The organism is Seonamhaeicola marinus (assembly GCF_008085455.1).
On the sequence record NZ_VSDQ01000718.1, the window covers coordinates 461,880 to 487,078 of the forward strand.

16 protein-coding genes and 1 tRNA gene are annotated in these 25,199 nt (G+C 33.9%); 14 read left to right on the forward strand and 3 right to left on the reverse strand.

Annotated elements, in window-relative coordinates; genetic code table 11:
• Positions 1-6 precede the first annotated feature (6 nt).
• The 8 genes from FUA24_RS19540 (at position 7) to FUA24_RS19575 (ending at position 13,580) form a co-directional block, all read left to right on the forward strand.
• On the forward strand, positions 7-1,119 hold the full coding sequence (locus FUA24_RS19540; RefSeq protein ID WP_246147110.1) for a glycoside hydrolase family protein: 1,113 nt from the start codon (positions 7-9) through the stop codon (positions 1,117-1,119).
• A 4-nt stretch (positions 1,120-1,123) separates the two neighbouring features.
• A complete protein-coding gene (locus tag FUA24_RS19545) occupies positions 1,124-4,318 on the forward strand; it encodes a glycoside hydrolase family 2 TIM barrel-domain containing protein (RefSeq protein WP_148544735.1) in 3,195 nt (1,064 codons plus the stop codon).
• Between the two features lie 57 nt (positions 4,319-4,375).
• Positions 4,376-5,971 (forward strand): sulfatase family protein, encoded by a 1,596-nt coding sequence (locus tag FUA24_RS19550; protein ID WP_148544736.1) that lies wholly within the window; start codon positions 4,376-4,378, stop codon positions 5,969-5,971.
• 101 nt (positions 5,972-6,072) lie between these two features.
• A complete protein-coding gene (locus tag FUA24_RS19555; RefSeq protein ID WP_148544737.1) occupies positions 6,073-7,305 on the forward strand; it encodes a glycoside hydrolase family 117 protein in 1,233 nt (410 codons plus the stop codon).
• Positions 7,306-7,308: 3 nt separating this feature from the next.
• Positions 7,309-8,946, forward strand: a complete 1,638-nt coding sequence (locus tag FUA24_RS19560) for a glycoside hydrolase family 43 protein (protein ID WP_148544738.1) — start codon at positions 7,309-7,311, stop codon at positions 8,944-8,946.
• Between the two features lie 11 nt (positions 8,947-8,957).
• Entirely contained in the window at positions 8,958-10,589 is a 1,632-nt protein-coding gene (locus FUA24_RS19565) for a glycoside hydrolase family 43 protein (protein WP_148544739.1), read from the forward strand.
• 10 nt (positions 10,590-10,599) lie between these two features.
• Positions 10,600-11,751, forward strand: coding sequence for a glycoside hydrolase family protein (locus FUA24_RS19570; protein ID WP_148544740.1), 1,152 nt, complete (start codon positions 10,600-10,602; stop codon positions 11,749-11,751).
• Positions 11,752-11,756: 5 nt separating this feature from the next.
• The gene (locus FUA24_RS19575; protein ID WP_246147112.1) at positions 11,757-13,580 is read left to right on the forward strand and encodes an arylsulfatase; all 1,824 of its coding nucleotides are present in this window, start codon (positions 11,757-11,759) and stop codon (positions 13,578-13,580) included.
• Here FUA24_RS19575 and FUA24_RS19580 read toward each other — a convergent pair whose 3' ends face one another.
• Positions 13,581-14,696 (reverse strand): outer membrane beta-barrel protein, encoded by a 1,116-nt coding sequence (locus FUA24_RS19580; protein WP_317131965.1) that lies wholly within the window; start codon positions 14,694-14,696, stop codon positions 13,581-13,583.
• 51 nt (positions 14,697-14,747) lie between these two features.
• Positions 14,748-16,310 carry a carboxypeptidase-like regulatory domain-containing protein gene (locus tag FUA24_RS19585; protein WP_148544742.1) on the reverse strand — a complete coding sequence of 521 codons (1,563 nt, stop codon included), beginning with the start codon at positions 16,308-16,310 and terminating at the stop codon, positions 14,748-14,750.
• Positions 16,311-16,705: 395 nt separating this feature from the next.
• On the opposite strand from FUA24_RS19585, the gene FUA24_RS19590 reads away from it, so the two are divergent.
• The 4 genes from FUA24_RS19590 (at position 16,706) to FUA24_RS19605 (ending at position 22,900) form a co-directional block, all read left to right on the forward strand.
• Complete coding sequence (locus FUA24_RS19590; protein ID WP_148544743.1) at positions 16,706-18,259, forward strand: sulfatase family protein; 1,554 nt, start codon at positions 16,706-16,708, stop codon at positions 18,257-18,259.
• A gap of 234 nt (positions 18,260-18,493) precedes the next feature.
• Positions 18,494-20,218 carry a hypothetical protein gene (locus tag FUA24_RS19595; protein ID WP_148544744.1) on the forward strand — a complete coding sequence of 575 codons (1,725 nt, stop codon included), beginning with the start codon at positions 18,494-18,496 and terminating at the stop codon, positions 20,216-20,218.
• A 23-nt stretch (positions 20,219-20,241) separates the two neighbouring features.
• On the forward strand, positions 20,242-21,867 hold the full coding sequence (locus tag FUA24_RS19600) for a hypothetical protein (RefSeq protein WP_148544745.1): 1,626 nt from the start codon (positions 20,242-20,244) through the stop codon (positions 21,865-21,867).
• Between the two features lie 19 nt (positions 21,868-21,886).
• Positions 21,887-22,900: an esterase-like activity of phytase family protein gene (locus FUA24_RS19605; RefSeq protein WP_148544746.1), complete on the forward strand. Its 1,014-nt coding sequence runs from the start codon at positions 21,887-21,889 to the stop codon at positions 22,898-22,900.
• Between the two features lie 87 nt (positions 22,901-22,987).
• Here the strand turns inward: FUA24_RS19605 and FUA24_RS19610 are convergent.
• Positions 22,988-23,072: transfer RNA gene (locus FUA24_RS19610), tRNA-Ser, on the reverse strand.
• A 187-nt stretch (positions 23,073-23,259) separates the two neighbouring features.
• Between FUA24_RS19610 and FUA24_RS19615 the strand changes: the two genes are divergently transcribed.
• The gene (locus tag FUA24_RS19615; RefSeq protein WP_148544747.1) at positions 23,260-23,889 is read left to right on the forward strand and encodes an NAD(P)H-dependent oxidoreductase; all 630 of its coding nucleotides are present in this window, start codon (positions 23,260-23,262) and stop codon (positions 23,887-23,889) included.
• A 108-nt stretch (positions 23,890-23,997) separates the two neighbouring features.
• Positions 23,998-25,191, forward strand: a complete 1,194-nt coding sequence (locus FUA24_RS19620) for a DegT/DnrJ/EryC1/StrS family aminotransferase (RefSeq protein ID WP_148544748.1) — start codon at positions 23,998-24,000, stop codon at positions 25,189-25,191.
• Positions 25,192-25,199 lie beyond the last annotated feature (8 nt).

Sequence of the window (25,199 nt, forward strand, 5' to 3'; positions counted from 1 at the left end):
AAACTAATGAAAAGAAACTTATGTATTTTAATTTGTTTAGTTCAGTTGACCTCTTGTGGAAAGAGAATTGACCAAAATAAAAATGTAGATGTTAAAGCCTCTGAAAATTTTAAAATAGAATTAGGTGTTGTCTCCAAAAAATCAGTCTATATAGATAAAGAAGATATGACGGTTTGGGGTGCTTCTGCCGTAAAAGGAGAAGATGGTCTATATCACATGTTTTATTCTAGATGGAAGAAGGCTTTGGGATGGGCCTGGGTAACACATTCAGAAATTGCACATGCAGTTTCAGATTCACCTTTTGGACCATTTGAGTTTAAAGAAGTCGTTTTTCCTGCCCGGGGGGCGCAATTCTGGGATGGACTATGCACGCACAACCCCACCGTTCATAAATTCGAAGACAAGTATTATTTGTACTATATGGGAAATACAGGAGATGGTGTTAACCCTTGTGAACCAGGAAAAATAAAATACAATTGGACGCACAGAAATAATCAGCGGATAGGGGTTGCAGTTGCAGATAGTCCTAACGGACCTTGGAAACGATTTGATAAACCATTAATTGATGCCAGTTCAAATGAAAACGCTCTAGATGCTTTATTAGCTAATAATCCGTCAATAGCAAAGCGACCAGAAGGTGGTTACTTAATGGTATATAAAGCTGTAGGTAAAAAGATTAAAAAGATATCTGGAGGTCCTGTTGTGCATTGCGTTGCCACTTCAGAGAGTCCTTTAGGGCCATTTACAAAATACGATATACCTGTTTTTGAAGCTAAAGGAACCGATTTTCCTGCAGAAGATCCATACATCTGGTATCAGAACGGAAAATATAGGGCAATTGTAAAGGATATGCATGGCGCATTCACAAATGCTGGTCAAGCTTTGGTATTATTTGAGTCAATTGATGGGTTTGATTGGAAACTGTCTAAAAATCCTTTAGTTTCAAAGTTGGAAATAAAATGGGATACTGGTAAAACTCAAAAAGTAAAACATTTAGAACGCCCACAGATATATATGGAAAACGGAAAACCTGTAGCATTGTATTGTGCAGCAGATACCTTAGATACTAAAGGCGTTTTACATTCATGGAATGTTCAGATACCAATAAATATTAAATAAAATAATGATTCAAAAATTCAGTAAAACTGCCACTCAAATCGTAATACTCTTGCTAGTATTTCAAATAAACGCTCAAGAATTTTGGAAGGACAAACAAGTTTATACTGTAGGAACGGAACCTCATGCAGCCACGCACTACATTTTTGAAAATAAAGCAGCGGCAATAGAGGGTAATTATACTGAATCGCCATATTATAAAAGTTTAGCAGGAAATTGGAAGTTTAATTGGGTTGAAAAACCAGAAAAAAAGCCAAAAGATTTTCACCTACCATCATTTAATGATGCGTCATGGAAGCAAATACCAGTTCCCTCTTGTTGGGAGAGACAAGGGTATGGAAACCCTTCTCATAGAGGCTTAGGGATGTTAGTAAGAGCTGAAAATATTAAAATTCCTAATGTTCCAGAAGATAACCCAGTAGGAAGTTATAGAACCACTTTTAATGTCCCTGAAAATTGGGAGAACAGACAAACATTGCTACATTTTAATGGTGTATCTAGTGCATTTTATCTATGGATTAATGGAGCCTTTGTGGGGTACGATGAAGATGCCATGACAAGTTCTGTTTTTGATATTTCTAAATACTTAAAAGAAGGAACCAATACAATTGCAGTTCAAGTTTATAAATGGACTACAGGAAGTTACTTTGAGTCTGGTGATACATGGACTTTTAGTGGGATTTTTAGAGATGTTTATTTACAAAGTCGCCCTAATGTTCATATTAGAGACTTTTTCTTTTCATCCGATTTAGATGAAGCTTATAAAGACGCAGAGTTAAAAGGAAAAATTAAGATTTTTAATAATGCCAATGAAGTAGCAAAAGGTTACCAAGTTAATATTGATGTCTATGACGATTTGGGCAATTTAATCTCAGAATCTGGAGATAAAAGCCCCAAATTAGGTTGGAGAATGGGCAATCTTGGTGCTGAAAGCATTTTGGAATATGCTACAACTATTAAATCACCAAAACTATGGTCTGCAGAATATCCAAACTTATACACCATTGTATTAACATTGGTTAATTCAGACGGAGAGGTTGTAGAAGTAACCAGATGTCCTTTTGGCTTTAGAGAGATTGAGATGAAGGATTTACAGGTGCATGTTAACGGAAAAGCCATTAAAATAAAAGGCGTAAATAGAGGAGAATCGCATCCAGAATTAGGTAAGACATTAACCGAAGCTTCGATGATTCAGGATATTTTATTAATGAAGCAGCATAACGTAAACGCAGTACGCTCTAGTCACCATCCAAACGATCCACGCTGGTATGCATTATGTGATAAATATGGGCTTTATGTAATGGATGAAGCATTAGAATCACCAGATTACTTCATTAGAGGTAATGGTTTACCTGGTAGCGATATTAGCTGGATGGCAGCGGCTTTAGATAGAGGCGTGGCTATGGTAGAAAGATCTAAAAACCACCCATCTATAATTTTCTGGTCATTAGGAAATGAATCTGGCTGGGGACAAAATTTTGCGTTAATAAGCGATTATATAAAAAGATATGACCCTACACGCTTAATTTCTTATGATGGAAGAGAAACAGATTGTTGGGAAGTTAAAGATTATTTCGATTTAAACAGTTCAATGTATCCTTTTATTGAGGATGATGAGAAACAAAAACATTGGAAACTCCTAAGTTTTTGGGCAGAACCAAAATATGACAAACCATACATCATGATAGAGTATGCTCATGCTCAAGGAAACTCATTGGGAAATTTTGCTGATTACTGGAGCGTAGTTGAAAAAAATCCTTCATTTGTTGGTGGTTATATTTGGGATTGGGTAAACCAAACCTATAACACCAAAATGCCAGATGGAAATATAAGGCAAAGTCATAGATTGGATTATCATCCGGTTGATAGTTTAAAAGTTGATGGAGATTTTACTGAGGTTATAGAACTGAAAAATGAGTGTGCTAAAGGCGTTGTATTTGCTGATAGATCAATTAAACCTTCATTATTAGAAGTGAAAAAGGCGCAGCAATACATTGGTATTAAAGCAGATACTTTACAACCAAATAAATTTCATGTACGAAACAAGTATAACTTCACCAATTTAAAGAGTTTTGAAGGAAGCTGGGTGCTTCTTAGAAATGGAGAAAACATAAAAAAAGGTATTATACCAAGTTTAGATATAAAACCAGATGAAACGAAATCCTTTGAAATTAACCTTCCTAAATTAAAAGAAGGCGCAGAGTACGTTGTTAATTTTAGCTTTAAGTTAAAAGAAACAACGAAATGGGCTAAAATTGGTCATGAAGTTGCAAAAGAGGAGATAGTTTTAAAGCAATGGTTACCATCATCAATAGTACCAAAAGGAGAGGTAACATTTTCGGAAGATGAAAATCAAATCACTATAGCAGGGAAGCGGTTTAAATTAGGCTTAAATAAGTCAACAGGAACAATAACATCAATACGCTCAAATACTATAGAATTGATAGCACAGAATGGCGGTATTCAAGGCCCTAAACTTAATGTATATCGTGCTCCAATTGAAAATGATAGACCATATATTAAAGACTGGAAAGATGCCAAGCTTAATACACTATCTGAGAAGGTAGTAGCTATTAAGGCAGAACAAACAAGTAATTCTTTAGTGACTATAAACGTTGTTAAAGAATTTAGCTCCGATAGTGGTAACATTAAGCATCAATGTATTTATAAAATTGATGGTACAGGCAACATAACATTAGAGAATACAGTTACTCCAACAGGTTTTGAGAATTTAGAAACCCTTCCAAGAGTTGGTCTAAAACTAGGATTGGTTAAAGAATTAGAAGAAGTGAATTGGTACGGTAGAGGCCCTCATGAAAATTACCCAGACAGAAGGGAGTCTGCATTTTTAGGAACATATAACTCCAATGTTTCAGATTTATATGTGCCTTATTTGGTGCCACAAGAAAATGGAGCACGCTCGGATATACGTTCTTTAGAATTTTCATTTAAAAATAAAAAGAAGCCGGCTATTCATATTGAATCTGACGAGCCATTCATTTTTTCGGCATTAAACTATGATGCTAGTGATTTAGATAAAGCGAGTAGACCAGCGTTTCTTAACTATAGAAAAGAAACTATCGTATGTATAGATTCCAAAATGTTAGGCTTAGGAAATGCAAGCTGTGGACCTGTACCCTTAAAACAATACTTAATTCCGTTAAAACCATATGAATTTAGTTTCACTTTAAGTTTGTTTTAGATTAGAATTTCATTAAAAACAAAATAAATCAGTAAAAAAAATATAAAATAAAAAGATATGTATACCATTAGAAGAAGTGCAACGCCTAAAGTTCTATTTGTACTTGTAGTGCTGTTTATAAGCACAAACCTGTTTGCCCAAAAGAAGAAACCTAATATTATCTTTATCATGTCCGATGATCATGCAGCGCAAGCAATTGGAGCTTATGGAGGTAGGTTATCGGAATTAAATTTAACACCAAACCTCGATAAATTAGCTGATGATGGCATTCGTTTCACTAATGCTTTTTGCAACAATTCCATTTGTACGCCAAGTAGAGCTTCAATCATATCAGGGCAGTATCCTCAGACCAACGGGGTTTTAGACCTAGATTTAGCGCTAGATCCGGAAAAGCAATATTTACCAAAGGAATTAAAGAAACTTGGCTATTCTACTGCTATTATTGGGAAGTGGCACCTTCATATAGAGCCCTCTGCTTTTGATTATTATAAAGTTCTACCAGGGCAAGGAAAGTATTTTAATCCAACATTTTATGAAAAGGGAAAAGGTGAGTGGAAGAAAAACAAGGTAAAAACTACAGGACATTCTTCAGATGTGATTACTGATATTACAATCGATTATATTGAGAACAGAGACAAGTCTAAACCGTTCTTTTTAATGCATCATTATAAAGCGCCTCATGACTTTTTTGAGTATGCTCCTAGATATGAAGACTTTCTGGCAGATACAGAAATTCCAGAACCATCTAGTTTATATTACCAACCCAATTGGGGATCTGAAGGCGTAAGGGGAAAAAATGATTCATTAGTTACTTACATAGGCACTTCTGTTTCAGATCGTCACATGTATCGCAATTACAATTGGATGTTAAACGACGGAAAATATAGAGGTAAAGCATCTGCTCACCAAGGATACCAAACCTATATGAAAAGATACCTACGTTGCGTAAAAGGCGTAGATGATAACCTTGGAAGGCTTTTTGACTACTTGAAAAAAGAAGGCTTATGGGATAATACTGTTATTATTTATACCGGAGATCAAGGTATGATGTTGGGAGAGCATGATTTGCAAGATAAACGTTGGATGTACGAAGAAGCAATGCGTATGCCTTACATAATGCATTATCCAAAAATGATTAAACCAGAAACAGTTACAGATCTTTTAATTAACAACACAGATTTTGCGCCAACAATGATAGAGTTAGCCGGAGGTAAAACCCCAGACTATATGCAAGGGAAAAGTTTTATAAAAACTTTAAAAGGCAAGGAAGAAAAAGACTGGAGAACTACAACGTATTACAGGTATTGGATGCACATTATCCATCATTATGTCCCTGCACATTTTGGAGTAAGATCTAAAGATTATAAGCTTATTTTTTACTACGGAAAACATTACCTTCCAAAATCTGAATTCGATAAACATTACTGGGCAAAACAATATTACGGAATAGATAGAGAGACGCCGCATACTTGGGAATTTTACGATTTAAAGAACGATCCAGAAGAACTAAATAATCGCTATAATGATCCTAAGTATAAAGCTATAATTGCACAAATGAAAGCGGAATTAAAACAACAGCGTATCGAGCTCAATGAGACCGATAAGAATTTTCCTGAGCTTCAAGCTATTGTAGATAAGCATTGGAATGATTAGTTTTAACCAAGAACTATATATGCCATTAAAAATTTGTCATTTAGAGTGGTTCCGAAGCATGAAGAATTGCATCTAGAAATATATAAACTAAACTAAATAAAATGAAACCATTTATCACAACATTATGTCTCATCCTCCTTGTATTTTCTTGCAAGGAAGAAAAACAAGTTACTATTGAACAAAGTGAAGCTGAACCTCAATATACGGAGGCGGATTACGATTTTCTTGCTATTGGAAACCCAGATAAAATGAGCGCTGCTTCAAAACGAGCTTTAAGAAATAATTATCATAAAAATGATGAGTGGTTTGGTACATTTCGTAATCACGAATTAAAAGGAGATGTTGGGTATGAAAAAGGTGTAATACGCAGAGATCCTACAATGGTTATTCAAGTAGACGGATTGTATTATACATGGTATTCTAAGTCTGTTGGTAAAACATACGGATTCGGAACCGGAGATCCCGAAAAAAAGGTGTTTCCTTGGGACAAAACCGAAGTATGGTATGCCACTTCAAAAGATGGTTGGGACTGGAAAGAACAGGGAGTAGCTGTTACCTATGGCCCGAAAGGAGCATATGATGATAGATCTGTTTTTACACCAGAAATTTTAGCGCATGAAGGCAAGTACTATTTAGTATACCAATGTATAAAAGCTCCGTATGTAAACCGCTCATTTAATACAGTAGGCATGTCCGTTGCCGATAATCCAAACGGACCATGGAAGCGTCTTGAGGAGCCAATATTAGAAGCCGCAAAAGACGGAGAATGGTTAGGAGAAGAAGATAGTAGGTTTGCCGTAAAATCTCAAGGCAGCTTTGATAGCCAAAAGGTACATGATCCTACATTGTTATATTACAAAGACAAATTCTATTTGTATTATAAAGGTGAAAGAATGGGAGAAAGAAATACAGCCGGTGGACGAGAAATACGCTGGGGAGTTGCTATTGCCGATAATATAACAGGACCATACATTAAATCTGAATACAACCCAATAACTCATAGCGGACATGAGCTTTGTGTCTGGAAGTATAAAGATGGTATTGCAATGGTTTCTTCGGCCGATGGACCAGAAAGACAAACAATTCAATATTCGCCAGATGGAATTAATTTTGAAATTATGTCTTATATCAACTGGGTACCTTCTGCTATGGGGCTTGTAACTACTTTAGATAATGATAAAAATCCAACAGAAGCATTAAATTGGGGGCTTCATCATATGTCTAGAAATTACCCAGGTAAACCTTGGTGGGCTGGAGATCAATATTTAGCAAGGTTTAGTTTCTCAAGAAACAGAAACACTAAAGCTGAATTTGCAGAAAGTAACAAAGACTAACAAATGCGTTTAGCTGTCCACATAATTACTTTGGTAATAAGTGTTTCAGTATTTGCTCAAACAGTTCCGAATAAATTTAAAAACCCTATTGTTTCAGGTTTTCATTCGGATCCTTCTATTTGTAGGGTAGGAGATACTTATTACATGACACATCCCACATTAGAGTGGTACCCAGCGTTGCCTATCATGAGAAGTAAAGACTTGGTGAATTGGGAAAAAATAGGACATGCTATTGATAGAGTAGCACAAGTAAATTTTCAAGATGGATTAGATAATTCACTTGGAATGTTTGCTCCAAGTATAAGATATCATGAGGGTATATTTTATGTTATATGTACCTGCGTTAATTGTGGGGGTAATTTTTATGTAACAGCAAAAGACCCTTCTGGACCTTGGTCAGACCCAATCTGGATTAAAGGTCCATGGAGTATAGATCCAACTTTGTTTTGGGATGATGATGGTAGCGCATACTTCTTAGCAGCTGGAATTGTGAATGGCAATAGAGGAAAATGGCCAGGTATTAACGGCATTTTTATGCAAGAAATAAATTTAAAGACGGGAGATTTATTAGGAAACCCTAAACAACTTACTCACGGACATGCCTCCAATGCTAGATGGACAGAAGGGCCCAGGTTATTTAAGATTAATGGGGAATACTTGTTAATGGTTGCAGAAGGCGGTACTAATGAAAATCACGCTATAACCGTTTTTAATAGTAAAAACTTATGGGGTCCTTATATACCAAATCATGCCAATCCAGTTATGTCCCATAGGCACTTGGGATACACTTATCCTATAATAAAAACAGGACATGGGGATTTAGTACAAACTCAAAATGGGAGTTGGTGGGGAGTTTTACATGCTAAAAGACCAATTAAAGGGCAATCTGTATTATGTAGAGAAACCTTTTTAGCAAAGGTAGAAATGAGCAATCAAGAATCAGGAGTTACACCAATTTATAATCCGGGTATAGGTTTACTACAGTTAGAACAAGAGCGGCCTAATTTGCCATGGACACCAGTTCCACAATTATCAGAGAGGGACAATTTTAGTGACGATAAATTAAATTTGGAATGGATATGCTTAAGGTCGCCCAAAGAAAATTGGTTTAAGCTAGAAAAAAATCAACTTAAACTAAAACTAAGAGCAAAAGTACTAGATAGTTTGGTTAACCCGTCATTTTGGGCACAACGTATTCGTTCACATCATTTTGAGATCAGTACCAAACTTAGCTTTAAGACGAATTTACCTAATGAGAAGGCAGGGCTTGTAGTTTACAGGAAATCGAGTACCCATTATCAGTTGTTAAAAGGGAAAAGTACTATTGATTTAATAAAAACAGTAGCTTTAGAAGAAACAGGAACAGCTTCAACAAAAATATTGGTTACTTCAATACCTTATGAAAAAGACGATGTAGTATTAAAAGTAAAAGGAAATGATCTTGACCTTCAGTTTTATTATGGAGAAAATGAAAATTCTCTAAATACAATAGGTGAAATTCAAGATTTTTCTATTGTAAGTGATGAAATCGCAGGACGGTTTAATGGTACTGTTGCAGGAGTATACGCAACATCTAAACATTTAAAAAGTAATAATTGGGCATATTTTGATTGGTTCGAAAACAAGAACTTAAAGGAATAAATTTAATAGATATGAAAAAACTAATAGTAACTTTTATACTAACAATTTTTGCAGGGGTACTAATGGCTCAGGAAGCTCCTAAAACATTCAACAACCCTATTCTATCTGGTTTCTATCCAGATCCCTCAATTTGTAGAGTTGGAGACACATACTATATGGTTAATTCTTCATTTGAGTGGTACCCAGGTTTACCAATACATAAGAGTAAGGACTTGGTAAACTGGGAAAAAATTGGTCATGGTCTACATAGGCCAGATCAAATAGTTTATGAAGATGGCCTTAGAGATTCCAATGGCATATTTGCACCAACAATACGATATAACAATGGTACCTTTTATATAATCACTACAATGGTGGGGCAAAAGGGCAATTTTATAATAACAGCTAAAAATCCAGAAGGTCCATGGAGTGATCCTATGTGGATAAAGGATGCTCCTGGTATAGACCCCTCTTTGTTTTGGGATGATGATGGGAGATGTTATTACACAGGTGCGGGTGTTGTAGACGGTACAAAAAATGAATGGCCAGGAAAGAACGGCATTTGGATGCAAGAAATTGATCCTGACAAGGGCATACTTTTGGGAGAAAAAAAGCAGTTAACATACGGTCATGCTTCAAATGCGCGTTGGGCTGAAGGGCCACATCTGTATAAGATTAATGGAGAGTACGTATTGCTTATCGGCGAAGGAGGCACCGGAGAGTATCATGCTGTAACCATATTTAATAGCAAAAATTTATGGGGACCATACATTCCTAATCATGCTAATCCGGTAATGACACATCGTCATTTAGGAAAAACGTACCCTATTGGTCAAACAGGACATGCCGATTTAGTACAAACGCAAAATGGCGATTGGTGGAGTGTAATGTTAGCTAAAAGACAAGTTGACGGATTTATTACGCTAGCTAGAGAAACGTTTTTGGTTAAAGTAATTATGACGAATCAGGAAAGTGGCGTAACTCCAATTTTTAACCCAGGAATAGGACTAATTGTAAGTTCAATGGAAAGACCAGATTTACCCTGGACCCCAGTGCCTAAGGTTGTAAAAAGAGACAATTTTGACACAGAAACACTGAATTTGGAATGGAACTTTTTAAGATCCCCTAAATACCAATGGTACAAGCAGAAGGACGGAAAGATAGAAATAGCACTTAGACCAGAAGTGCTATCAGAATTAGTAAACCCTTCTTTTTTAGCAAAACGTACAAAACATCATGATTATGTGGCTTCAACAAAACTATCCTTTAAAGCCAAAAAAGATAATGAAAAAGCAGGTTTAGCAATTTACAGGAGGCATGGTAATCATTTTCAGTTATTAAAAACTAAAAATGAGATAATTCTATTAAAAACCTTGCAAAAAGACAACAAAGGCGAATTTAAACCAGAATTTATTGCCTTAATTCCCTACAAAGAAAAAGAAGTGGTCTTTAAAGTTAAGGTTAAAGGGATAAAAGCACAATTCTATTATGGAAAAGATGAAGCTAATCTTAAACCTATTGGTGGTATACAAGACTATTCTTTAGTATCGGATGATGTTGCCCAAAAATTTAATGGAGTTTATGTGGGTATGTACGCTACTTCAGCAGGAAAAGAAAGCAAGAATAAAGCAGTGTTTGATTGGTTTGATCTAGTGGGCAATTGATTTGTATAGTATGAAAAAGTTAAGATCATATTTCTCATGTGTTGTTTTTTATTGTTTTTCAGTAGCTATCCTTGCTCAGAATAATGATTTAAACTTGGGAGAAAAAGTGCAACCAGTTAATGAACAATCAAAGTTTATTGATCCAAATTATCATATTTGGGGAGCTTCCGTAGTAAAAGGGTATGATGGTAAATATCATATGTATTATTCGCGTTGGAAATATGAGCTAGGACATATGGCATGGGTTACAGATTCTGAAATAGCTTATGCAATTTCAGAAACACCAGATGGACCATACAGACATAAAAATGTAGCACTACCCGCTAGGGGAAATCGATATTGGGATGGAACAACTACACACAACCCAACAATAATTAAAAAAGAAGGTCTGTATTATTTGTATTATATGGGGACAACATCTTCTGTAAAGGCCAAACAACCAACTTCAATGCAACAAAAAGATTGGTGGAAATACAGAAACAACCAAAGAATAGGTGTGGCTTGGTCTGTTAGTCCAGAAGGGCCTTGGAGTAGATTAGATAAGCCCATTATAGATACAAGTGAAGATTTAAAGGCTTCCGATGCTTTAATAACATCTAACCCAGCAATAAATATTGGCCCCGACGGCAATATTTTTGCCATTTATAAAGCTGTTGGAAAGCAAGAAGGTTGGCAACCTGTTGATATGAAAACCGATGATAGCTATAAAGTGTCAAAAGGAGACAGAGTAAGGTATATGCAGGCCTTTGCGGAACATCCTCTAGGACCTTTTAAAAAAAGAGAAGGTACCATATTTGAATTAAAGTCTCATGAAAATTCACATATGATTGCTGAGGACCCTTATGTATGGAGTCAAAATGGATTGTATTATGCACTTGTTACAGATATAAAAGGGCTTTTTACAGGAGATAATGGAGCAATTGCTCTAATGGAATCTACGAATGGTTTAGATTGGAAAAAGTCCAAACATGCCTTAGTTGTACCGAGTAAAATTCTAAAAGAAGATGGATCTACAACCGATTATAAAATAGAGCGCCCTCAGCTCTTAATCGAAGACGGAAAACCAACCTACATATTCGGCGCTTTAGGAATAACAGTTAATGGGGTACATAGAGGGCATGCTTGTAATTTAAGAATTGCTTTGGTAGACAAGAAGAAGTAAAAACTATGTTTGTTAAGTTTAAGAACAATTTTAAGGTGTTTAAAGATGTGTTATTAGGTGGCATCATGTGTTGTATACTTCTTTCATGCAGCGCAAAAAACACACAACCGCCAAATGTAATTCTCATATTAACAGACGATCAAGGTTATGGTGATTTAAGTTGTCATGGAAACCAATATATAAATACCCCAAATATGGATAAATTACATGAGGAGTCTGTTCGTTTTACAGATTTTCATGTAGATCCTACATGCGCTCCAACTAGAGCTGCAATTATGACTGGTAAATATGCGCATCATGCTGGCGTTTGGCATACCATTGCAGGAGGAAACCATTTGAGAACTTCGGAGGTTACTATGGCTGATGTTTTTAAAGCGTCTGGTTATGAAACTGGAATTTTTGGAAAATGGCATTTAGGATCTAACTATCCCTACAGACCAATGGATAGAGGGTTTAATGAATGGCTGGGACAAGGTGATGGTGGTACTGGAACTACTGATGATTGGTTTGATAATGATAGAGTTAATGACTACTATTGGCATAATGGTGAACGAAAAAAAATTGAGGGTTATGCCCCAGATGTATTTTATAATGCAGCTATAGATTTCATTAAGGAAAATAAAAAGGCTCAAAAGCCGTTTTTTGTTTATTTACCAACGTATTTACCACATCACCCACATACAATTCCAGATCCTACTTGGGCAAGTAACTATAATGCCAAAGTACCAAAATCTGTCGCCCATTTTTTTGCTGGCATTAATCGTATAGATGCTAATATAGGAAGGCTCAGGAAGACTTTAGAAGCGTTAGAATTAGCAGATAATACGATACTCATTTTTATGAGCGATAATGGAGGAACCCAAGGGGTACGTCTGTTCAATGCTGGAATGAGAGGTAGAAAAGCACAGGTTTATGAAGGCGGACATAGAGTACCTTTCTTTATTCACTGGAAAGATGGAGCTTTAAAACATGGAAAAGATGTTAAAGATTTATCTGCTCATATAGATATATTACCAACACTCATTGATTTATGTGGTTTAAATACAGAACAAGATGTTAATTTTGACGGACGCAGTTTTAAGGAGCAACTTTATGAACCCCATAAGAAACTAGAGGAGCGTACACTTTTTGTCGAAAATCAAAGAACTTTTAAATCGGAACCTTGGGTAAAAATGGCAGCTATGACCAATCGCTGGAGGTTAATAGATAATAAGGAACTGTATGATATGGAAAATGACTTTGCTCAAACAAGTAATGTTATAGAAGAACATCCGGAGTTGATTGAAAAATTAAGGAATGAACAGAAAAAATACTGGGAGCTTGTTACACCTAATGATAGAGAACGACCAAGTTTTATTGTTGGTAATGATTTAGATATAGAAACGTTTTTAACACCATCAGATTGGTATTTACCAAAAGTGCCTTGGAATCATGCGCAAGTAGCAAAGGGAGATGCAAGTGCTGGTGAATGGCACATAAATGTACAATCTGGAGGTTTTTATAGGTTTGAGGTTAGTAGATGGCCAAGGGAAGCAGATGCACCAATTAAAGGCATACCGTCTTTTAAAGGAAAAGTTGTTGATGCTTGGGTTCCAAAAGGAGGTATAGAAAAGCTCGTTTATGGAGATGAAATGTCTGCATTACCAGTTAGTGCTATTAAGATAGAAGTAGGAGCATATTCCGAAGTAAAAACCGTTAAAGAAACTGATAAAACTATTGTTTTCAACATTAAGCTAGAAAAGGGAGCTACCTCGGTAAAAGGGCTTTTATTAGATGCAGATCAAAGTATTATTTCAGGAGCCTACTATATGTATATAACCAAATTATAATTACGCCTTTTTTCGCTTCTTCTTTTTCGCTTTGTTTAACCTGTAGGTATAACTTAAAATAATGTAACGTCCCAAACTTTCGGAAGTTGTTTCTTCAAAATAATTGGTCGTACTTCGTCGGTATATATCAACGTTTTTATTAAGTAAATCAATAAGTAATAATTTTCCAATGTGATTCTTATTTTTAGAAAAGTTATATGAAAAAGCAGCACTCCAAATAGGTAATGTTATGTTAGATTCAAATTGATTATCTGAAAATAGAATATAATCAAATTGAGTATTGAAATTCAGCTTTTTGTTTACATCATAATCAAGCATCGTAAAATAGGTCTGTTTTTTGTAGGTTCTGTTTAAATCCTCCTCTAATGAAAACGACGTTTTATTAATACTATAATCTGCCCCTATTTTAAAGTCCACTATATTTTTGTTAGAATTCTCTACTAAAACGCTTGCAAAAAAGTCCTTTGACGTTACATCATTAAGTTGAAGATTAATAATAGAATTAGACGTTCTGTAACTGTTTCTGTTTTTTAGAGTATATCTAATACCTAAACCTTTTAATTTTTTGCTAAAGCTAAGGTTAGTACTAAGTTGTTCTCTGCTACCACTATTTTGAAAACTACGTGTTCTAACAAAATCATCATCAATAACAATGCTCTGCACAATAGCACCATTTGAATGTCTATACAAGACTCTACCAGAAAATGTAGTTGAAGATTTAAAATTAAATAGGTTAGCGGTAAGCAAAATCTCGTTCATTTTTTCAGGTTTTAAATCGGGGTTTCCCTGTCTTATGTAAAACGGATTTAAGTCATTAATTACTGTAGAACTTTCTTGCCAACGGGGGTTTCTAATCGTTTTTTTATAAGACAACCTATATTTATGCCCCTTTTTGGGTTTATATTGAATGTTGCTTATTGGATTTAAAAACATGAGACTTTTTGAAATTTGATCATCATTAATAATACCAAAATCCCTACTAAGGTTTTGTAATTCTATGGCATTATAAATGTTTAATTTAGAATTTACAAAGCTGTGAGCAAACCGGGTTTGATAGCTGTTTTCGAGGTGTTTGTATCTAAAAGCAAATAGCTCCTCCTCGTTATTATTACTAATAGTAGTTTTTAGTTGATTTGTATCTTCTTTATCGGTTCTAGATTTAAAAAACTATTGCAACTTTAAATACTGATTTTTTAAAAACGGTTCAGTATAATTAAAATTAAAGTTAAAGAGATGATTATTAAAAGTCTCATCTCTTGAGGTTGAAAGTTCTCTTTCTGTGGGGTTGTCTCTATGAATATTTCTTAGAGTAAAGGTATACTGCTCATTTTCTCTATCCTGTTCACTAACATTAGTGAAAAATCCAAGACCAAAACTCCTGCCTTTTTTTTGAAGTCTTTGATAAAAGTTAGCACTCAAATTTGCAGAATTTCTATTGGACTTATTATAAAGTTCCTGATTATTAGACGTGGTTAGTACATCATCTATATTTCTAAACTGGCCACGTTTCTCATTATTAGACATTGTATTAGCCGAGTTAAACGTACCCTTAATTAAAAGTCTATTGTTTTTACTAGCCCGATCTTTATAATCAAAGTTAAAATTATGGTTTTTCGAAACTCTATCAAACGTATTTTCGGAAGTATAATTAAAGTTATTAGTGTTGGCAAAAGAAATTCTTTTAGAATTGGAGTTACCTCTATTATCTGATAAGTTATAAAAGTAATCTGCATTAAAAGCTACTTTATCTTTAAACTCATGCCCCAAATGTACTCCGGCTACTTCGGTTTTTAAATAACCGCTTAAGCTTCTGGTTTTGGTTTTGTTTAAGTCCTGTTCATCATCCTCTTCATCGGCAATACCATTAGAGTTTTCAAGAAAGCTTTTAATATTAGAACCGGTAATATTTATATTATTGAATTTACCAATAACCGATATTTGTGTTTTTTTATTAAATCTATTATAATTTAAATTTCCGAAATACCTACTATCAAGTCCCATTCCCGCAGATAGCTTACCGAAACCTCTATTCTTTTTTGTCTTTTTTAGGGAAAAATTTATGACCATTTGCTTATTACCATCATCTACACCAGTAAGTTCAGACTCCTCACTTTTTTTATCTATAACTTCAATTTTGGCTATATCATCAGCAGATAAATTCTTTAGAACTATGGCAGGATCTCCTCCAAAAAACTCCTTACCATCTACATAAATTTTTGTAACCTGATTTCCTTGAGCAACGACTTTTCCATCAGATTCAATTTCTAAACCAGGTAACTTTTTTAACAGGGATTCCAGATTATCACTTGGGTTAACTTTAAATGAACTGGCATTATAGGCAACCGTATCTTTTTTTACTTGTACAGGAACTACGGCAGAAATAGTTACGGCATCTAAGACATTCGGACTTTCTTTTAAAGTAATTGTTTTTAAATCAATCGGAGCATTAGTATATAAAATGTGCTTTGAATAGGTTTCAAAGCCCATATATGATAACTGAATAATAAGAGAATCTTTTGGAGCTTCAGAAAAAGAAAAGTCTCCTTTTATATCTGAGATGGTATAATTTACTAATGAAGAATCTTTATGCTTTAAAAGCGCAATAGAAACAAATTCAATAGGCGTATTAGATTCATCTACCACATTCCCTCTAATTGGAGCTTTAGATTGCCCATTAGAAACTGCAAATAAACATAAAAAGAAAAGTAGAATAAGGAGACGATGAATCATAATATAATTTAAGTGTTCTAGCAAAACTAAAAGTAGATGCTAAACAAAAGAAACCTTTAGATTTTAATTATGTTATACAAATACTAGGCATTACTTGGGCAAAAAAAACATAAAACCATATGTTGTCTTTTTTTGGGAAGGAAAACTATACTTTCACCGTATGAATATTTTAAAAATGTATCCATTGTTAAATTACTAATAACTACAATTCTTAAACAGAGAGCTACAACATTTTGACGCTGTTTTTTTTGTTTTGTTAGAATTTAAGGTCAGATTTAGGGTATCCCTAACCATTTATGATAGTTTTTTTGGTATTTGAGTAAAATGTATGATTAAAAAAAGTAATATTTGTATAACAAGAGTAAACACTAAATAGGATAACAATTAATTTAAAAATGAAGAAACTACTTTTAATTCTTTTAAGTGCGCTGTTTATTGTGAGTTGCGCCAAAACTAAAAAGGAAACCCCTGTAGCCAAGGAAGAATCTACAAAAAAGCCCAATATTGTTGTAATTTATCTAGATGATTTGGGTTACGGAGATTTAAGCGCTTATGGAGCTACAGAATTACAAACTCCAAACATTGACGCTTTGGCTAACGGTGGAGTAAAATTTACTAATGGTTATGCCTCTTCAGCAACATGTACACCAAGTAGATACGCTTTATTAACAGGAATGTACCCATGGAAGAACAAGAGAGCAAAAATTTTACCTGGTACAGCACCATTAATTATAAGTACAGAACAGCAAACCTTACCTAAAATGTTAAAGAAAGAAGGGTATGACACAGCCATTGTTGGTAAATGGCATTTAGGTTTAGGTTCTGGAATGGTAAATTGGAATGAAAAAGTAACACCAGGTCCTAATGAAGTTGGTTTTGACGAGTCGTATATTTTAGCAGCTACACAAGACCGTGTACCTACCGTATATATTAAAGACGGACATGTAGTAAATTTAGATCCTAATGATCCTATAGAGATTGATTATAAAAATAACTTTGAAGGGCAACCAACAGGAAAAGATAATCCGGAATTAACCACAATGAAGTGGCACCATGGACATAACAGTAGTATTGTAAACGGTATTCCAAGGATTGGCTATATGAAAGGTGGTGATGCCGCTAAATGGGTTGATATTGATATGGCTGACCATTTCTTGGCAAAAGCGCAAGCTTATGTTAAAAGTCATAAAGAAAAGCCATTTTTCCTATACTATGCCATGCAACAACCGCATGTACCGCGTACACCACACCCAAGATTTGCTGGTAAATCAGGAATGGGGCCAAGAGGAGATGTGATTTTAGAAGCGGACTGGTGTATTGGAGAGTTTGTTAAAACATTAGAAGAAGAAGGTATTTTAGATAATACTTTAATAGTTTTCTCAAGTGATAATGGCCCAGTATTAAATGATGGGTATTATGATGATGCTGATACTAAAATTGGTAAACATACACCTGCTGGTGTGTTAAGAGGAGGTAAGTACAGCCTATTTGAAGCAGGTACAAGAATGCCTTTTATTACCTATTGGAAAGGACAAATTCAACCAGGTGTATCTGATGCATTAGTGTGTCAAATGGATTTATTGGCTTCTCTTGCCAAATTAGTGGGAACAGAAGAAAGCTCAACAGATAGTAAGGAACTATTAGATGCGTTCTTAGGAAAGAGTGATAAGGGGAGAGAAAACCTAGTTATAGAAGCCACATCAAGAACAGCATTACGTAGCGGAGATTGGATTTATATTCCAGCCTATGGAGGTAAACCATTAAATACGCAAGTAAATATAGAAGTTGGTAACAGTGATGTGCCTATGCTTTATAATCTAAAAGACGATTTAAGCCAGAAAAATAACTTAGCTGAGGCTAATCCTGAGAAGTTAAAGGAACTACATGAGAAGTTTGTTAAACTTAGAGGTGATGGCTTTAAAAAGACGCAGAAGTTAGAGCTTAAATAGGTTTAATCGCGTTTAAAAAGAAAGACCTCAGAACAAAAGTTCTGAGGTCTTTCTTTTTTATAAGATTTTACAGTTTAATTGTAGGGCTTTTTACTTTTTTTAGTTATATTTAAATTCTCTTTAAGATCAGGTAAAAGCTTACGCTTGTTAAAAGAATGTATATATACATTCTTTTAATAGACTTTCATGTTTTTATTCAAAATTAATAGGTTACACGAGTATAACTTTTTGATTATGAGTATTACAGAATTATTAATATCGTTTAGTATCATTATGATGATGCTAAGTTTTGTTTCAGAAAGGCTTTCCAATTTAATTAAGCTGTATTACCAAGACAAAACAATATTTATACCCTACCCACATAAAACCAAGGATAACCAATGGAAATGTGGTTTAAAAGCTAAATTGAGAATTTTAGCAAACAAACAGCCTACTATACAATCAGAAAAGCAAAGGGAGTATAGAGTCCTCGTCATTAATATTTTAGTTGGTATTATAATAGCTGTTTTTTCAAATGCCAATTTTTTTCAATTGGTTAAGAGTATTTCCTCATTTAAAGGAAAACAAAAAGAAAATTTAGATATTATTCTAGGTTGGAAAATTAATCAGTTTGACTCTGATTTAAAATATGGGTTGCTAATTGGTGGAATTTATTTAATGTTTTTATTATGGTCAATTAGTTTAATTCTCTTTAATCAACTTGTTGAGACGAGAGACAAGTTAGATAATAAAACCTTAAAGTGGCCTCTAATTTATATATCTCTAATAAGCATTTTTGAATATTTATATATAATTTCTTGTGATTGTATGACTACAAAACAAGAAGCAATAGCTTCTGCAATTTTTGAGCACACTGTTGGCTTTATAATTACAGGATTATTTTTGAGTTTGGGATCAAAATTTTGGCATGATTTGCTGGATCTTTTGTTTAAGTTTAAGAATGTACAACAACGTTTAAATCAGAAAAGTACTTATACTGATTACGATTCACCTAAGAAAATATTATCCTTAGCCACTACTTCTGAATATGAAGTAGTTGATAGACTAATGGATAAATACTATGAAAAAATCAGACGGATTAAAGGGGTTGTTTCCGTAGGAAAGAATACGTATTTAGATGAAAATACTGGTTTGTTTAGGAAGATTATAGAGGTAGAGTTTACTATTCAGACTGCACAGGAAGAATTATATAAGTTAACGAATACAGGTAGTATAACTATTGATTATAACACTTTTTATTTAAAAGATTATTTAAGACCATTATACACCTCTAAACTTGTTGCTCTTATTGAGGAAAATAATGTAGCTGCTACTTCTAATTGGATAGAAGATATTAAACATGAAGAACCTGTGTGTTACGCATATAATGTAAAGAATAAAAGTAACTTAGGATCATTTAGAATTTTTAAGGAGGGTGATGGTAGCTTATATGCCGAAAGTAATTTCCATGTATTTGCAAGTAAAAATGACTTAGAGCAAGCGAATAAATATGGTCAATCATATAACGTTAAGGATAAATTTGTTAAACTTAAGATAGGAGATAATGACGAAGAAGATGCAATAATTACTGAATTTAGTTTTGGAGAGGGGAATGGGACACTTAAAGATTATTGCAAAGCTAAATTATCTTCAAATGATGACAGTATTTTGAAGAAATATAACGAACATGTGGATAGAGATTGGTTATTAAAAAACGAAAAAGACAAAATGAAAATGTTTGGAGCAACAACTAAAGGTATCTTTTTTTGGGAGGAAAAACTATTAACACATTGTTCAGTTGAATACAGCTCTTTCAAAAAGGAATTTTGGTTGTACAAAATTAAAACAAGAGCTGATCATATAGATTTTGGAGATAGCGGCTCAATACTTTATTACTATGATGATGAAAACCGATTGAAAAAGGGAATGGTTGTAGCTAAAAGTGATACTTATGCATACATGTTCGATATTAATAACTAATCAAATAACCAAAAATTTAAATTATGAAAATTAAAGTCTTAATCGGTTTAATACTATTTACAACGTCACTTAGACTGTTGTCACAAACAAAACCCGGTGAAATTTACATTTATCCTAAGGATAATGAATTAAAAATTATGAAAAATTTAGATAATGGAGCTCCTGTCGACGCCTCAAAATTTGAATATGCTACAGATTTAAGAATATTTAAAAATGAAAATGACTTAGATAACATTGAAAATGCAATATTTATTTTTAACAAATGCGCTGAATATAAAGATGATAATTTGGTTATTAAAGCAGATTGTAAAAAAGGAATATTTGAGGTGTTTCTTAATGGGAATGAAGAAAAGACCAAGTTAAAGTTTTGGTATTGCGAGAACAATAGTAATTGGAAATTCACAAGAAAAGAGGAAGAGTATACTAATTGTTTGAAATCTACTAATGAATCTGAAAGTACTGAAGACGAAAAAAAAACAGATTATACTGATATTGTAAAAATGAAACCACTTAATTTGAAGGTTTATGCTAACGACGAATCTTTCGACAAGCAAAATAGAATTCTTAAAATTAGTGCAAATAAGTCTAGTGTTCGATTACTTAAGCAACGTAAGGGAGATGAAGGAGTACTTGAAAAGGAAGCGAAAGCAGTTAGTACCAAAGGAAATGTTATAGTGCTTTTAAGGAATTACAATATAAAAGATATCGAAAAGATAACTGTATCTATGAATGAAAAAGATTTTGTTTATAATATGTCTTTTGATATTTCTAATCCCAAAGACTCTGGTGATAAACCGGAAAAAGAAGAAAAGGAGGAACAGACAGATTCTAAACCAGAAGAAGTAAAAAGTACTTCAGGTGATATTACAGCTGTAACCAAGCGCTTAAAGGAAGATTACGATAAAATCAAGAATATAGATATATTAAATAAAGAGGACTATGTTGTTTTAAAGAATTATCAAAGTAATCTAAAAGCAATTAAGGAAAAGCTGAAACAAGATTTAGATCTAGAAAGTAAGGCTCTTTATGAAAAAATAATCAAAACTTCTCCAGATTGGATTGTATTAAACCCAATTCCTGATGCAATTAAAAATAGTGACAAGGTTGAAATAAGTGTTGTAATTGATAGAGCAAATAAAACTGAAGATAAAATTTTAGTAGGATCATATTTAACTATTGGTGGTTTAAGTTATGATGGAGGAGGAAATTTCTTTATAACTGGCTTGAGAAATAATAAAGTATTTACAGATAGTATTACGGTTGGTGATTCAAAAGAGCTTAGAGCTAGAATAGGTAATAAGAATCAAACATCTTTAGGATACGGGTTAAGTGGAGAGGTTTCATTTAGAACTGGTTCATTAATAAGACCAACATTAAATATAGGAGCCTTTGTTCCTTTTGAAGAAGATATTTCTCCGTATTTAGCTTTAGGCCCTGGAGTTAGTTTAACAGGTGAAAAAGTAAAGATAAGGTTTGCAGCGGGTCTTGCATATGGAAAAGTTAATGCAATATCAGAGCAATATATTGATCGAGATTTGTCCTCATTTAGCAATTTAACTAATGAAAATTTAGTAGAAAAAGTATGGGATTCTAGCTGGTATATTAGTTTTGGTATTAGATATGTTTTCAAAAAAGATGATAAAGATTAATTAAACCAATTCCGAATTCATGATAAAGATTCTATATTCTATTGTACTCTTATTTTTTTATGGAATTTGTTTTGCACAAAACGATTACGAATTGCCAGAAGTTACCTCTGTTATTTGGAATAAAAAGAATGATATACGTATTAAGACGACTTATGACTTTAATAAATTAACGAAAGAAGAAATAAAGTTTAAAGGAGGAATTATTATTAGAGATGCCAATAATAAAACTGGTAGTAATCTGTTTGGAGGATTATCTGCTATTAAAGTGTCTGAAAATGGGAAATATTTAACAACAATCTCAGACTATAGTTCTGTTTACAAACCCTCAGATTTTAATAAATATAGATCAAGGTTATTTAAATTTAATATAACTTATGACGACTCTAATTTTATTGAGAAGGCCGAACTCAAAGCGGTAAGTAATTTAAAAGACAGTTTAGGTGTCATTATCAATGGAGGCATAGAATCTGTGGCTACCGTAAATAATGCGTTTTATTTTAGTAGAGATAACAGTAAAGAATTGTTTGTATTTAATAGAAGTTTAGATAAAGCTATTAAGACCATTCAGTTTAATAAGTCAAATGTAGATATCGAAGCTCTAACTAATACGTCAGATGGTAACCTTTTAGCAATTGAGCAAGGTACGACTCCAGGAGAAAGAAAGGTTTGGGTTATAAATCCGATAAAACAGTCTTTTGAAAGTAAAAAGTACAAAAGCAAATATAAAGAAGTTAAAGGAGCCACAACACTGAAAAATGGGGACATAATAGTTTTAGAAAAATCTTATGATAGCGTAAAAGGAACAGCACTAGGATTGTCTTTAGTAAAAGAACGAAAGCTAACAAAAAAAATATTAGTATCAAAACCTATACTCAATGTAGATTACACTAAAATTCTCGATAATTTTGAGGGAATTACATCTTATTGCAGTAACGGTAAAGAATATATTCTAATTATATCTGATGACAACGGTGATTGGAAAGATAATAACGGGCAAAGAACTCTATTATTACACTTTGAACTCAATCTTTAGTTTTTTAATGTAACTTAGTTATTAAAATTAAAAAAGCCCATAAACATAATGTTTACGGGCTTTTAATAGAATTTAGCAAATTCTAAGCGGAGAAAGAGGGATTCGAACCCCCGGAGGTGTGACCCTCAACAGTTTTCAAGACTGCCGCATTCGACCACTCTGCCATTTCTCCTTGAGTGCCTCATCAGCTATTCGCTGAATGCGGGTGCAAATATAGAATCCTTTTTCGTTTCTGTCAAATAAAATTTCAACTTTTTTTAGAAATAATTTTATCCTATAATCGTATTAAATCAATTTATTTCATAAACGTTTAATATTGAAATATCAAATAGTACATTTGTAGAAATCAAAATTCACTCATGGATATTATAGAGCAATTGAAGTGGCGTTATGCCACTAAAAAATTCAATCAAGATAAAAAACTATCAGCCAAACAAATAGATACTTTAAAAGAAGCCTTTAATCTCACAGCTACTTCATATGGGTTGCAACCAACCAAATTATTGGTAATAGAAAATGAAGCCTTAAAAGCATCTTTAGTAGAGCATTCTTATAATCAAACGCAAGTGGCCGAAGCTTCGCATCTATTAGTTATTTGTATTCAGGAACATGTACTAGAAGAAGATGTGAATGCCTTTTTCGATATCATAAAAGCTGTTAGAAATACGCCAGAAGAAATTTTAGCACCTTACCGAGAGAACTTAACAAAAATGTTGAGTAATATGACACTAGAGCAACAACAGCAATGGTCTAAAAATCAAGCCTATATTGCCATTGGTAATTTAATGACCGTATGTGCTGTAGAAGGTATAGATGCCTGCCCAATGGAAGGCTTTAACCCCCAAGCATATGATGAAGCCTTAAATCTTAAGGAAAAAGGACTAAAATCGGCATTATTATTGCCAGTTGGTTTTAGAGCCGAAGACGATATGTTTGCAGGTTTAGAAAAAGTAAGAATGACTTTAAAAGAAACAATAATAGAATTATAAAATATTTGGGCGTTACCACAAGGGTCGGGCTTTCAGCAGTCGCTCTCTCCTGCGTCGAGGAGCTTCAACAAATGCCTCAATCCCTAACGCACAACAAAGAACAAAACTATGCCAGGATTCGAGTTATTTGGAGACTTAGAACGTAAAGAATTACAAGATGTATTAGATAATGGAGTTTTAATGCGTTACGGATTTGACGGAATGCGTAATGGCCATTGGAAAGCCAAGGAATTAGAAAGCGAACTCACAAAAACCTTTCAAACAAACCATGTACAATTAGTATCTAGCGGAACTGCTGCAGTAACCGTTGCTTTGGCATCTGCAGGTGTTGGAGCAGGAGATGAGGTCATAATGCCAACCTTTACTTTTGTTGCAAGTTTTGAAGCTATAATGGCTTTAGGTGCCATTCCTGTTTTGGTAGATGTAGACGATACTTTGGGCTTAAACCCAAAAGCAGTAGAAGCAGCTATAACCTCAAAAACTAAAGCTATAATGGTGGTGCAAATGTGTGGTAGTATGGCGGATATGGAGGCTTTACAAGAAATTAGTACAAAACATAAGTTGCTTTTGTTAGAAGATGCCTGTCAAGCCATAGGAGGAACATATAATGGAAAACCTTTGGGTAGTATTGCCGACTTGGGATGTTTCTCATTTGATTTTGTAAAAACCATTACCTGTGGAGAAGGTGGAGCTGTAATAACTAATAATAAAGATTACTACTTAAATGCCGATCATTACAGTGATCATGGTCATGATCATGTTGGAAATGACAGAGGTGCAGAAACGCATCCATTTTTAGGGTATAATTTTAGGATTTCTGAATTGCATGCCGCAGTAGGCTTAGCACAGGTAAAACGCCTACCAGAATTTTTGGAGATTCAAAGAAGGTATTTAAACATTTTTAAAGAAACGTTATCTCAGGTCGCAGGAGTTACTTTAAGAACTGTGCCAGAAGGAGGAGAAGAGAGTGGGGCATTTTTCAATTTCTTTTTACCAGATTTAGAAAGTGCTAGAAAGGTAATGCAAGGATTCAAAGAAGGCGGAATTGATGTTTGCTGGAATTATTATGATAATAACTGGCACTATATACGGAAGTGGGAACACTTAAAAGCGTTAAAATCCCTATTTCCAATATCAAAAGAAGTTAAAGACGGTTTAAAATATCTTGAGAACAAAACTTTTGAAATGTCCGATCACTTTATTGGTCGAAATATTTCATGTTTAATTAAACTTTCTTGGACGGAAGAAGAAGTGCAGGAGAGAGCTAAAAAAATGGCCGAAATAATTACGCAAAAGTTATAAAAAAGGGA